Consider the following 12,496-nt stretch of genomic DNA (forward strand, 5'->3'; position numbering starts at 1 on the left):
CGGCGCGCCCGGCAGCCAGTGTCAAATTTTCGCCCGCCATCACCGGCCCGAGACCGGTAACGACGCATGCGGGCGATTGTACGCCCACTTGAGCGTGCTATGAAGCATCATGTTCAAACGCGCAACACCAAAGCTCGAAGACGCATCGTTTGCCGGCCTGCCCATGCGCACGTTCAACACCGGCGCAGCGGGCACGGCGCTGGTCGTCCACATCGCCGGCACGCTAGGCGACGATACCGTCCCGGTGGTCTGCATTCCGGGCTATCTGCGCACCATGCTCGATTTCGCCGGCCTGCCCCAGACGGTCAACCGCCTGCCCGAAACCGGCTTTGCCTTTATTCTCGTCGACCTGCCCGGGCGTGGCCGGTCCGAGTCCCTGCCCGACAATATCCCCTACTCCACCCCCGACGATGCCGATCGGGTGCTCGACCTGCTCGATGCCCTCGACCTCTCCCAGGCAGTGCTGGTCGGCGAAGGCCATGGGGGCCAGGTCGCCATGCTCGTCGCCCGCAAGCGCCCCGGCGCGGTGGCCGGCACCGTGCTCATCGATTCCGGGCCGGTGACCGATTCCCGCAGCCTCGTGCGCCAGCGCAGCAATTTCCAGCATCTGGATGGCCTGCGCGGCGAGGAGGTGGTGCGGCGGGCCCTGCGCACCATCGTCGCGGCCGACTATCCCGGCGAGGCCGAGGCGCGGCTCGACCAGTTCAGCTCCCGCAACTACGCTATCGACCCGCGCGGCCGCATCGCGCCGCTGTTCGACCGGCGGCTGGTCGCCCAGCTCGAACAGTTCGATTTCGACGACGCCCTCGAGCCGCAATGGAAGCTGTTCGATTGCCTGCATCACGCCCCGCTGATGCTGGTGCGGACCCAGCTCAGCGACCAGTTGCGGCGCGCGACCTTCACCGAAATGATCCGCCGCCGCCCCGATGCGGCGACGCTCACCATATCCGGTCAGGGCAGTCCGGCCCTGTTCGAGGAGGGCGAGGAGCGCGACGCGCTGGCCCTCTTCCTGCGCGGGGTCTGCCATCCGCTCCCCGCCGAGGCGGAGGAGGCCTAGGGACGCGGCGTCTTGTTCAGTTCCTCGGCCTGCGCCACCCATTCCTCGCGGCCGATGCGGTTGCCGAAGGACAGGCGGTCGTTCATCTCGGCCACCGTCTCGGCATCCCACTCGGCGATCTGGCTGAAGCGATAGATGCCGTTTTCATGCAGCAGTGCTTCCATCTTCGGCCCTATGCCCTTGATCTTCTTGAGGTCGTCGCGGACATCCTCCTCGGGCTCCGCCGCCTGCTCCGCCGCCATGGGGGCCTCCGTCACGCTGGCCGGGCGGTGCGGCGCGAGGAGGCGCCGGAGGAGATAGCCGATGACGCAGCCGATGAGGAAGGCGAGGAGCAGCAGCAGGGCGCTGGGGATGATATGGGGTGTGGCGTTCATGGTCCGGCCTCACTGTCCGTCGGACTGGGCATACCAGCCGGTGGCGATGCCGATGACCAGCGCGATGACCAGAAACGGCCAATAGCTCTGCAACAGAAAAACGATGTCCATCTCACCCCCTCAGCGCGCGATATCCTCGAACGCGAACACGATCCTGCGGTTCTGGGCCCGCCCGGCCGCCGTATCGTTGGGGGCGATCGGCAGGCTCGCGCCGTAACCCACGGCATAGAGCCGCTCGGGCCCGATCCCATAGTCGATCAGCGCATCCACGACCGCTTCGGCCCGCGACAGCGACAGCACCAGATTTGTCTCCGCCAGGCCGGCGGAGTCCGTATGCCCTTCTACATAAATCGGCGCATCGGGGCAAACCGAGACGATATCGGCGAGGCCTTCGATCACCGGCAGGCTTTCGGGGCTGACCCTGGCGCTGCCAGAAGCGAACAGCACCGCCCGCTCGCTCATATAGGCCGCCGCCCGCTCGCGGCAGATGGCGATGGCGTCCCCGGCGTCGTCCTCCTCCAAGATGACCGCCACCTCATCGGCCTCATCCGGCTCGCCTGCGCCTTCTTCGCGCACGCGCACCCGGTCGTCGGCCGTCTCCGGCTCCGTCTCCGCGCCTGAAATCGCGATGCTCCAACGCGGCTCCGCGACGCCCAGTTCGGCGAGGGCCGTGGTGGTCTTTTCTCCGCCCTCCGGATCGGCGATCTCGCCGCTGAGGCTCCAGTTCCCCTCCTCGAACGCCACGCTGCCCCGGGCCAGAAGCTCCAAAGCGTCGAGTCCCGCCAGCGCGTCGGGCAGAAAGCCGAGCGGCGCGCCGGATTCCACGGTCATCGCCTCGGACGTGCCGGTTCCGCCATGTTGCAGCAACACCGCCGCTACCGAGTCATAGGGCACATTGCCCTCCAGGCGCAGCCCGTCATCGTCCTTGACCGCGCGCCAGACGAAAGATGCGTCACCGGTATCGAGCTGCTGGAACTGGCCAGAGGCGGGGGCGCTGGCCAGGGCTATCGCCAGGGCAAGGCCGGCCGAAGCGGCAAATGTGCGGGTCATCGCCATGCAGGCTTGCCTTTCTGACGCAACGGGAGGCATCCCCGGGGACGCCGAATCATCGGCCAAGTCTACCCTCACGCCCCAATACACGCGACCGCATTGGCCAAAAGAAAAGGGCCCGCACGAGGCGGGCCCTTCCCATCCATTACTGGATAAGCCGATCTTAGAACTTCTTCGAAGTCGTGAAGGTCAGCTGGTAGTCGCCGTCGGTCGTGGCGGTCAGGTCCAGACCGGCTTCGAAGCCACCGCCCGGAGCGTAGACAGCACCGAGTTCGCCGTAGACGAAGTTGGCACCGCCCGGGTTGAATTCGATGTAGCCGATCTGGGCACGAGCCGAAATGGTCTCGGTCACGTCGAACTCGGCACCACCATAGACGGTGAAGTCGGAAGCACCGCCAACCCAATCGTTGTAAGCAGCACCGACAAAGACGTCGATGGTATCGGTCGCGGCGAAGGAACCTTCACCGAAGATGCCCCAATCACCGTCTTCGTCAAACAGCGCGTCAACCTTGAGCGAGAACATGTCGAAGGTCGCGTCGGCGCCGATCGTGGCGAGCCAGTAGCCGGTGTCGTCGGCAACGAAGCCACCGCGAACGGTGAAGTTGTCGAAGTCGGCCGAAGCGCGCAGGTAGAAGTTGACCGGGTCAGCAACAAGGTTGTTGTAGATGTCGCCGACCAGGATACCGGCTTCAGCTTCGATGCCATTGGCGTCGTAAGCGATGGCCAGACCGGCAGTGCCGTCATCCTCGAGGTCTTCAAGCGCAACGAGAACGCTGAAACCGTCAGCGATCAGCGATTCGACCTGAATGCCCGTACCACCGGTAGCAACTTCGTTGACCAGCCAGCTCTTGTCCGGCTCGGAGTTATCGAAGTTCCAGAAGTCGATGAAATCTTCGTGGCGCGAGCCATAGATGCTGGTCAGGATCACGGTGTCGAACAGCGAGCCGATACGGCCAGCGGTGATCACAGTGGTGTCGCCGAACGAAACGAAGGCGCGCTCGATGCGGACGTCACCGCCATGGGTGCCCGGAACGTCGTTCAGACGCAGGACGGCCTTGGCAGCGCCGGCATCGGTCTGGGTGGTGGCTTCGAACAGCAGCTGCCATTCAACACCGGCACCGTTGTCATAGAACGTGCCGAGGCCGTCCCAGTGGGTGATGCGGTATTCGTAGGACACGTTGCCCGAGATCTTCAGGCAGGTGTCGTCGGATTCGATGGTCAGACCGGTGATGCCATAGGCATCGCAAACGCCGAGCGAAACGAAGCTCGCGATCGGATCAGCGGCCTGGGCACCCGTCGACAGGGCCAGAACGGCTGCAGAACCCAGAAGAAGGCTCTTAAGTTTCATAATTGACCTCCAAAGTCAGTCATTCAGTTTGTTACCGGGCTATCCGGCAGTTTGTCGAAACGCGACCACATTATTTTGGTGTCGTGTGTTGCCGTCGCGCTGCGACCGACAAACGATCCCATGCATGGATTCGCAAAACTCACTCTAGCGATGCCCGCCCCCGGCGCAACATCCGTTGTGCCGCTCGGCGGGGCGGCCACATGGGTTGCAAAGGGAATGTTGCAAAATATCCACACATCTGGAAACCACTCGTTAACACTCGTGGCGAAGACGGTTTATAAAGTATGACCGCGGCCAATTTTGCCCCGCCGGCACGTCCCGCCTGTTCCTGACGCATCATAGTGTTATATGCAGACGGAGCCTTTAGAGAGATCGGGATCGGTATATTGACTGGACGTTGCGCGGCGGGGGCAAGGCAATACTGGCTCGGAGGCGTCGTCCTCTTGTGCTCGGCCTGCGGCGCGCTGGGCCAGGAGGTCCCCGGGACGCCAGAAGCGCCCGAGACCCCCGACCAGCTCCAGGTCGATATCGACGCCCTGGTCGTGGCCGGCACCCTCAGCATGCGCTGCGCGCTGTTCGACGATTCGGTGGACTATCTCACCCCGCTCGAAGCGGTGGGGGCCGATATCCGCCTCTCCGAGCTCATCGGGCTGTTCGCGGCCCGCAGCGCCGACGCCGCCGATGTGGTGGCCGGCCTGCGCGGCGAAGCGGCGGCCATCGCCTGCGGCGACCCGCGCCTCGCCACCTATATGGATTTCGGCCGCCAGGTGGCCCGCGACGTGATCGATGTGGGCATGGTGGCCTGGCAATCGATCGACGTGGCGGCCTGCAATTACTTCGCCGACGATGATTTCATGGCCGCCGTCGCGCGCGCCCGCGCCGCCGCAGCAGCAGCCGAGATCGCCGGCCCGCAGAACCGCGTCGACTATATCAACCGCCTCGCCGCCGGCTGGGTGGGGCTTTTCGCCGACAATTGCGCCAATCTGGGCTTCGATCCCGTCGAGACGCTTCCCGGCGCCATCGCGCTCGCCCTGCCGATTGAGTGAATTTCCCTCTTTTCAGCGGGCAAGCGAATGGAGTATGACCGGTTCCGGAATGGGGCTGTAGCTCAGTTGGGAGAGCGCGTCGTTCGCAATGACGAGGTCGTCGGTTCGATCCCGATCAGCTCCACCATTTCCTTCATCTCACGCGCCGTACCGCTCGCCGCATGACGCGCGAAACCGCGCTATGCGGCTCTCTGGCGCTCCGATGGGGCGCGCGAAACGTCGCGCGGGCCGCCCTTGGCGGCCTTGCCTCGCCCCCCTCGTCGCAGGCACTCTCCGCCACGCCATCGTTGCGCAATTATAATATCAAAAAAATGATTGCAAAAAATATAGAATGAAATAAGGTCCGGTCATTCCCATCCCGCCCCAGCGTCGAGGACCCGCAATGACCGCCAGACCCGAAGTCACCGGCTTTTTCGAACCCCGCACCTTCTCCATCCAATATGTGGTGGCCGACCCCGGAACCGGGGCCTGCGCCATCATCGATCCGGTGCTCGATTACGACGAGAAATCGGGGTCCACCGCCACCACCGAGGCCGACCGTCTGCTCGGCTACATCGCCGAGAAGGGCTACAGGCTCGAATGGATTCTCGATACCCATCCCCATGCCGACCATTTCAGCGCCGCCCACTATCTCAAGGGCAGGACCGGCGCGCCCACCGCCATCGGCGAGCGGGTGGTCGAAGTGCAAAAGCTCTGGAACGGCCTTTATAACCGCACCGATCTGCCCGCCGATGGGCGCCAGTGGGACCGGCTGTTCGCCGATGGCGACACCTTCCGCATCGGCGGTCTCGATGCCAGGGTCATGCTCTCGCCCGGCCACACGCTGGCCTCGATCACCTATGTCATCGGCGATGCCGCCTTCGTCCACGATACCCTGTTCATGCCCGACAGCGGCACAGCGCGGGCCGATTTTCCCGGCGGCAGCGCGCAAGTGTTGTGGCATTCGATCCAGGCGATTCTCGCCCTTCCCGACCAGACCCGCATCTTCACCGGCCATGACTACCAGCCCGGCGGGCGCGCACCGCGATGGGAATCGACCGTCGCCGAGCAGAAGGCGACCAATATCCACATGGCCACGCTCACGACGCCGGAAGCCTTCATCGCCGCCCGCGAGGCCCGCGACAGGACGCTTCCCATGCCCAAGCTGATCCTGCACGCTTTGCAGGTCAACACCAATGCCGGCCGGCTCCCCGAGCCCGAATCCAACGGCAAGCGCTATCTCAAGATTCCCCTCGACGCGCTTCCCACCGCGGTCTGGTGAGCCGCATGCCCGGTTCCGATCTTCCCCCCGGCGCCCTCCCGATCACCGAAAAGGTCGATGAAGCATCGGCCTTCCTCAAGAAGCTCGCCAACCGCGACCGGCTGCTGATCTGCTGCGCGCTGGTCGAGGGCGAACGCTCGGTGCGCGAGCTCGAGGACGGCCTCGGCCTGCGCCAGCCCGGCCTGTCCCAGCAGCTCGCCGAACTGCGTGCCGCAAAGCTGATAAAGGGGCGCAAGGAGGGCAAGCAGGTGTTCTATTCGCTGGCCGATCCGCGCGTCGAACGCCTCGTCGCCACCCTCTACGCCCTGTTCTGCGCCCCCGGCGCGTCCCCCAAGGAGCCTTCATGACGACTTTCACCCCTCTCGCCTCGCTGGCCGGCGGCGCGCTGATCGGCCTCGCCGCCGTGCTGCTGATGGCCTTTCACGGGCGCATTGCCGGGATGACCGGCATCCTGTCCGGCCTCGTCCCGCCCCTGGCCGCCGACTGGGCCTGGCGCGCCGCCTTCCTCGCCGGGGCCATCCTTGCCCCGGCCGTGATCGTCATCGCCTTTGGCGATGTCATCGGCTTTGAAAGCCCCATGCCCATGGGCTGGCTCATCGCCGGCGGCCTTCTCGTCGGGGTCGGGGTGAGCTTTGGCGGGGGCTGCACCTCCGGCCATGGCGTCTGTGGCATGGCGCGGCTCTCGCCGCGATCCATCGTCGCCACGCTGGTCTTCATGGCCAGCACCGCCGCCACCGTCTTCGTCACCCGCCACATGATCGGACTGGTCTGATGCGCAACATCCTCATGGCCCTCGTGATCGGCCTTGTCTTCGGCGCCGGCATCGCCCTTTCGGGTATGGCCAATCCGGCCAAGGTGCTCAATTTCTTTGATTTCGCCGGCACCTGGGACCCGTCCCTCGCCTTTGTCATGGGCGGCGCGCTCGCCGTCACCGCCCTGGGCTATCGCTTGGTCCTCCGCCGTCCCGCCCCGCTGCTCGACGCCGCCTTCCACCTGCCCACCAGCCGCCGCATCGACAGGCCGCTGGTCGCCGGCTCGGCGATCTTCGGCATCGGCTGGGGCATCACCGGCTTCTGCCCCGGCGGGGCCATTCCCGCCCTGGGGCTGGGCGAGGCCGATGCGGTGGTGTTCGTCCTTTCCATGCTGGCCGGCATCGCGCTGGCCCGCGCGCTGCGCCCGCTCCTCGCCGGACGGGCCGTGGCCCGCGCCAACTGAGCGAACCGCCATGCTCGCACGCTATCTTCCCGTCCTCGCCTGGGGCCGGCGCTACAGCCGGGACCAGTTCGGTCGCGATGCCGTGGCGGCCCTGGTCGTCACCATCATGCTGATTCCGCAATCGCTGGCCTATGCGCTGCTGGCCGGCCTGCCGCCGGAGGTGGGGCTCTACGCCTCCATCCTGCCGCTGCTCGCCTATGCGATTTTCGGCTCCTCCACCTCGCTGGCGGTGGGGCCGGTGGCGGTCATCTCGCTGATGACGGCGGCGGCGGTCGGGCGGCTCGCCGCCGAAGGCACCGCCGATTACGCCAGCGCCGCCATCGTCCTGGCGCTGCTTTCGGGCGGCATGCTGACGCTTCTGGGCCTGTTCCGGCTGGGCTTCATCGCCAATTTCCTCTCCCATCCGGTCATCTCGGGCTTCATCACCGCCTCGGGAATCATCATCGCCACCAGCCAGATCGGCGCCCTTTTGGGCATAGCCAGCCATGGGCATGCCATGCCCGACCTGCTCGCCTCGCTGTGGCCGGGGCTGTCCGGCCTCAATCCCTATACCATTGCCGTCGGCTTCGGCTCGCTGGCTATCCTCGTCTGGGTGCGCCTGGACATGAAACGCAGGCTGACTGGCTGGGGCATGGGGGCCGGGCTCGCCACCGTGCTGGTGCGCGCCGCCCCGGCGCTGGTGGTCCTGGGCGCCATCGCCGCATCGGCCCTGTTCGATCTGGGCGACAAGGGCGTGGCGCTGGTGGGCGCCGTGCCGCAGGGCATTCCGCTCCTCGCCATCCCCGATCTCTCGCTCGACCTTGTCGGCGCGCTGATCGGCCCGGCCTTCATCATCTCCATCGTCGGTTTTGTCGAATCGGTTTCGGTCGCCCAGACCCTCGCGGCGAAAAAGCGCGAGCGCATCGATCCCGACCGGGAGCTGATCGGCCTCGGCGCCGCCAATATCGCGGCCGGGCTGGGCTCGGGCTATCCGGTCACCGGCGGCTTCGCCCGCTCGGTGGTCAACCACGACGCCGGCGCCGCCACCCCGGCGGCGGGCATCCTCACCGCGCTGGGCATCGCCATCGCCACGCTGCTGCTCACTCCGTTCCTCGCGCTCCTGCCCAAGGCGACGCTGGCCGCAACCATCGTTGTCGCCGTTCTGGCGCTGGTCGATTTCTCCATCCTCAAAAAGGCCTTCGCCTATTCCAGGGCCGATTTTATCGCCGTCGCCACCACCCTTGCGGTGACGCTGGTGTTCGGGGTCGAGATGGGGATTTCGCTCGGGGTCGCCGCCTCGATCCTGGTCTTTCTCTACCGCACCTCGCGTCCGCACATGGCGGTGGTGGGGCGCGTGCCGGGCAGCGAGCATTTCCGCAATGTGCGGCGCCATTCCGTCGAGACCGATCCCTCCATCCTCTCGCTCCGCGTCGACGAAAGCCTCTATTTCGCCAATGCCCGCTATCTCGAGGATGTGGTGCTCACGGCCGTGGGGGCCAATCCGGAGCTGCGCCACGTCATCCTCATGTGCCCGGCGGTCAACGCCATCGACATGTCGGCGCTCGAAAGCCTCGAGGCGATCAATGACAGGCTGCGGGACATGGGGCTGGCCTTCCACCTCACCGAGGTGAAGGGCCCGGTCATGGACAAGCTCAAGCGCTCGGATTTCCTCGCCAACCTCACCGGCGAGGTGTTCCTCAGCCAGCACGAGGCGATCACCCGGCTCTCCCGGAAGTCGCCTAACGCTTGAACAGCACCCCGCCCATCCATCCGGTGGCGAGCGCGAGGAGCACGGTGGCCAGCCCGTAGAGCAGGGGATTGTTGCGTGCCGCGCGCGCCACGAAGCGCTCGAACCCCTCGGTGCGCACGGTAAAGCTGGTGATGTTCTCGCTAACGATCTCGCCATTGGCCACCACGATGGCGCGGGCGACGAACAGCCCGTTGGGGACGCTCGAGGGCAGCGGCAGGCGCGTGGCGAAGGTGGTGTTGGAGAGAAAGCTCACCCCGCGCCCGCTCTCGATGAACAGGCCAGCTTCGCTCATCAGGCGGATCAGTTCGGCGTCGAGCCCATCGTCCGCCGCGCCGCCCTGGCGCGTCTGCGCCACCAGACCCGCGAGGCTGAGCTGGGGGTCGGCATCGACAGTCTCGGCGAGGATGGTTTCCAGCGGCCGCGAGGAAATCACCGCGTAATAGCCCGGCAGGCGGCGATAGACCGCCTCGCTGGTGTTGAGCATGATGCCGAACTGGCGTTCCCTGCCGCGCACGATGCGGTCGCTGGCCGGGCCGCGCACCAGGACGATGATGTCATAGGCCCCGGTTGCGGGCACCCCGCCCTGCCCGGCCTCGACATTTCCGAACAGGGTCATGGTCTGGCCGGTGAAATTGGAATGGATGGTGACCAGCGGGTCGGAATTGGCGAACACCACGCCCTGCGCCAGGGCGGCGCGCCCGGCAAGGGCCACGATCACGATGGTCGCGAGGGCGAGGAGGATGCGGCTCATGCGCCTTCTCCGAAGCCGACAATGCTCATCGAGAACGGATCGGCCGGCGGCAGGAACAGGGTGAGGGCGAAGCGCAACGCCACTCCGAGCACGATCAGCGCCAGGAGGGCGCGCAACTGGTCGCCCTTGAGGTGCTGGCCGGCCGAGGCGCCGAACTGGGCCCCCGCCACCGAGCCCACCATCAGGCAGAAGGCGAGGAGGATATCTACCGACTGGCTCTGGATGGCGTGCAGCATGCAGGTCATTGCCATCACCGCCAGAAGATGCAGCAGCGAGGTGCCGATCACCACCGAACCGGGGACGCGCAGGATATAGACCAGCGCCGGCACGAGGATGAAGCCACCGCCGATCCCCAGCAATGCGCCGATGATGCCGATGGCGAAGCCGATCCCCATCACCGGCAGCACCGAGATATAGAGCTTGGATTTCTTGAAGCGCACCCGCAGCGGCAGGGTCTGCAGCCGCGAATGCTGGCCCGGCAGGCGGCGCGGCGGCGGCGGGCCGGCCTTGCGCGACCGGAGCAGCGAGCGCACCGACTCGGCCATCATCAGCGAGCCGATCGAACCGAGGAAAATCAGATATCCCAATGAGATGAACAGGTCGAGCTGGCCCAGCGCGCGCAGCAGGCCGAAGATCCACACCCCGGCGAAGGACCCGAGAATCCCGCCCCCGACCAGATAGGCGCCGAGCTTGAGGTCGATGGCGCCGCGCCGGAAATACGAGATCGCCCCCGAGGTGGACGACGCCACCACTTGGCCCGTCACCGAGGCCACCGCCACCGGGGCCGGCACGCCGGAAAACAGCAGCAGCGGGGTCAGGAGGAATCCCCCGCCCACCCCGAACAGCCCGGAGATAAACCCGATCGCCGCCCCGATTCCGATAAGGAAGAACAGGTCGACCGAAAGTTCAGCGATGGGCAGGTAGATGGGCATGGGGCCACGGAATGTTGGCGAAAATTCCTCGAATCCCCGCCTGGGGCTCGACGAATTCGAACCACTTCATATCTTCGCTTTTAGGGCCACGTCCGGATGACCGCGCCCGATTGCTGCATTTTGCACAAAAAGTGCGAGAGTTTGGTTAAGCCTTCGAAGCCTTGAGGGGCAATCCGCCAGCGGCGTCATCGTTCCCCGGGTCCGCGGCCCGCAGATAGGCGGCGAGCTGGTCGATATCGATCGCGCCCGCCCGCAGTCCGAGCTTGGTCCGCCGCCACAATATGTCCTCCACCGTCCGCGCCCATTCGCTGGCGACGAGATAGTCCACTTCCGCCGCATAAAGCCCCGCGCCGAAGTGAAAGCCCAGATCGGGCCGCGACGTCGCCGCGCCCAGCAGCGCCCGGGCCCGCGTCCCGTAATGGCGCATCAGGCGCACCGCTTCCTCCCGCGACAGGAAGGGATAATCGCCGGCCAGCCGGTCGATCTCGGCCCCCACGCCCTCCACCGGAAAATCGCCGCCCGGCAGCGGCGCGGTCCGCGTCCACGCCGCCCCCTTGGGCCCCAGCACCGTTTCCACATGCTCCAGCGCCGCTTCGGCGAGGCGGCGATAGGTGGTGATCTTGCCCCCGATCACCGTGAGCAATTGCCCCTGCCCCGCCTCTCCCGTCAGCTTGAGCACATAGTCGCGGGTGGCCTCCTGCGCCTTGCCCGCCCCGTCATTGTAGAGCGGGCGCACCCCCGAATAGCACCAGATCACGTCTTCGCGACCCAGCGCCTCGGCGAAATAATCATTGGCCCCGGCGATGAGATAATCGATCTCGGCGTCCGAGATCGCCACCGCGCCCGGATCGCCCTCGAAATCCTCGTCGGTGGTGCCGATCAGGGTGAAATCGTCCTCATAGGGGATGGCGAAGAAGATGCGCCCGTCCGAATTCTGGAAGAAGAAGGCGCGCCGGTCGTCATGGATGCGCGGCACGACGATATGGCTGCCCTTGACCAGTCGCACCGCGTGCCGGTCTCCCGCCGCCGCCTCGGTCGCCAGGGCCTGTTCGACCCACGGCCCCGCCGCGTTGATCAGCATGCGGGCCGCGATGGTGCGGACGGTGCCCGAGGGGCCGTCCTCCACCGTCACCGCCCAATGGCCAGCCTTGCGCCTTGCGGCGAGGACCTTGGTGCGGGTGTGGATTTCCGCCCCCCGCGCCGCGGCGTCCTGGGCGTTGAGCACCACCAGCCGCGCATCATCGACCCAGCAATCGGAATATTCGAACGCCGCGCCATATCCGGGCTTGAGCGCCCGCCCCAGGGGATCGCGGCGCAGGTCGAGCCGTCGCGTCCTGGGCAGCAGCTTGCGCCCGCCGATATGGTCGTAGAGGAACAGCCCGGCCCGCAGCAGCCATTTGGGCCGCAGGCCCTTGTGGTGCGGCAGCACGAAGCGCAGCGGCCAGATGATGTGCGGCGCATTGGCCCACAGCACCTCGCGCTCGACCAGCGATTCGCGCACCAGGCGGAATTCGTAATGCTCGAGATAGCGCAGCCCGCCATGGATCAGCTTGGTGGACGCCGAGGAGGTTCCCGAGGCCAGGTCGTCCATCTCGGCGAGACAGACCGCATATCCCCGCCCCGCCGCATCGCGCGCAATGCCGGTACCGTTGACACCGCCGCCGATGACCAGCAGGTCGAAAATCCGGCCCTGGGGCCCGTTCTGTTCGGAAGTCATGATTCACCCGTGACGT

The 12,496-nt window shown here is 66.3% G+C and carries 13 protein-coding genes and 1 tRNA gene; 8 read left to right on the forward strand and 6 right to left on the reverse strand.

Features of this window, described 5'->3' with window-relative positions:
* The first annotated feature begins 109 nt into the window (after positions 1 to 109).
* Positions 110 to 1,057, forward strand: a complete 948-nt coding sequence (locus DVH29_RS08600) for an alpha/beta fold hydrolase (RefSeq protein ID WP_114645769.1) — start codon at positions 110 to 112, stop codon at positions 1,055 to 1,057.
* Here the strand turns inward: DVH29_RS08600 and DVH29_RS08605 are convergent.
* The 3 genes from DVH29_RS08605 to DVH29_RS08615 form a co-directional block, all read right to left on the reverse strand.
* Complete coding sequence (locus DVH29_RS08605) at positions 1,054 to 1,431, reverse strand: helix-hairpin-helix domain-containing protein (RefSeq protein ID WP_114645770.1); 378 nt, start codon at positions 1,429 to 1,431, stop codon at positions 1,054 to 1,056. The genes DVH29_RS08600 and DVH29_RS08605 overlap by 4 nt on opposite strands.
* 120 nt (positions 1,432 to 1,551) lie before the next feature.
* Entirely contained in the window at positions 1,552 to 2,487 is a 936-nt protein-coding gene (locus DVH29_RS08610) for an OmpA family protein (RefSeq protein WP_158541610.1), read from the reverse strand.
* 157 nt (positions 2,488 to 2,644) lie between these two features.
* Positions 2,645 to 3,829, reverse strand: a complete 1,185-nt coding sequence (locus tag DVH29_RS08615) for a porin (RefSeq protein ID WP_114645772.1) — start codon at positions 3,827 to 3,829, stop codon at positions 2,645 to 2,647.
* A 386-nt stretch (positions 3,830 to 4,215) separates the two neighbouring features.
* On the opposite strand from DVH29_RS08615, the gene DVH29_RS08620 reads away from it, so the two are divergent.
* The 7 genes from DVH29_RS08620 (at position 4,216) to DVH29_RS08650 (ending at position 9,080) form a co-directional block, all read left to right on the forward strand.
* A complete protein-coding gene (locus DVH29_RS08620) occupies positions 4,216 to 4,875 on the forward strand; it encodes a hypothetical protein (RefSeq protein ID WP_147276044.1) in 660 nt (219 codons plus the stop codon).
* A gap of 51 nt (positions 4,876 to 4,926) precedes the next feature.
* Positions 4,927 to 5,002 (forward strand) — tRNA-Ala (locus DVH29_RS08625).
* Positions 5,003 to 5,257: 255 nt separating this feature from the next.
* Positions 5,258 to 6,136, forward strand: coding sequence for an MBL fold metallo-hydrolase (locus tag DVH29_RS08630; RefSeq protein ID WP_199562555.1), 879 nt, complete (start codon positions 5,258 to 5,260; stop codon positions 6,134 to 6,136).
* Positions 6,137 to 6,141: 5 nt separating this feature from the next.
* Complete coding sequence (locus DVH29_RS08635) at positions 6,142 to 6,483, forward strand: ArsR/SmtB family transcription factor (protein WP_114645830.1); 342 nt, start codon at positions 6,142 to 6,144, stop codon at positions 6,481 to 6,483.
* Positions 6,480 to 6,908, forward strand: coding sequence for a YeeE/YedE family protein (locus DVH29_RS08640; protein ID WP_114645775.1), 429 nt, complete (start codon positions 6,480 to 6,482; stop codon positions 6,906 to 6,908). Before DVH29_RS08635 ends, DVH29_RS08640 begins: the two co-directional genes overlap by 4 nt.
* On the forward strand, positions 6,908 to 7,351 hold the full coding sequence (locus DVH29_RS08645) for a YeeE/YedE family protein (protein ID WP_114645776.1): 444 nt from the start codon (positions 6,908 to 6,910) through the stop codon (positions 7,349 to 7,351). The genes DVH29_RS08640 and DVH29_RS08645 overlap by 1 nt, the downstream gene beginning before the upstream one ends.
* 10 nt (positions 7,352 to 7,361) lie before the next feature.
* On the forward strand, positions 7,362 to 9,080 hold the full coding sequence (locus DVH29_RS08650) for a SulP family inorganic anion transporter (protein ID WP_114645777.1): 1,719 nt from the start codon (positions 7,362 to 7,364) through the stop codon (positions 9,078 to 9,080).
* On the opposite strand, the gene DVH29_RS08655 is transcribed toward DVH29_RS08650, so the two are convergent.
* The 3 genes from DVH29_RS08655 to glpD form a co-directional block, all read right to left on the reverse strand.
* Positions 9,070 to 9,831: a TIGR02186 family protein gene (locus DVH29_RS08655; RefSeq protein WP_114645778.1), complete on the reverse strand. Its 762-nt coding sequence runs from the start codon at positions 9,829 to 9,831 to the stop codon at positions 9,070 to 9,072. The two genes, DVH29_RS08650 and DVH29_RS08655, sit on opposite strands and share 11 nt — an antisense overlap.
* Positions 9,828 to 10,763 (reverse strand): sulfite exporter TauE/SafE family protein, encoded by a 936-nt coding sequence (locus tag DVH29_RS08660; RefSeq protein WP_114645779.1) that lies wholly within the window; start codon positions 10,761 to 10,763, stop codon positions 9,828 to 9,830. The genes DVH29_RS08655 and DVH29_RS08660 overlap by 4 nt, the downstream gene beginning before the upstream one ends.
* Positions 10,764 to 10,908: 145 nt before the next feature.
* The gene (gene glpD, locus DVH29_RS08665; RefSeq protein ID WP_114645780.1) at positions 10,909 to 12,480 is read right to left on the reverse strand and encodes a glycerol-3-phosphate dehydrogenase; all 1,572 of its coding nucleotides are present in this window, start codon (positions 12,478 to 12,480) and stop codon (positions 10,909 to 10,911) included.
* Between the last annotated feature and the right edge of the window lie 16 nt (positions 12,481 to 12,496).

The sequence above is a fragment of the Pelagibacterium lacus genome (genome assembly GCF_003345525.1).
In the GTDB taxonomy this organism is placed as follows: domain Bacteria; phylum Pseudomonadota; class Alphaproteobacteria; order Rhizobiales; family Devosiaceae; genus Pelagibacterium; species Pelagibacterium lacus.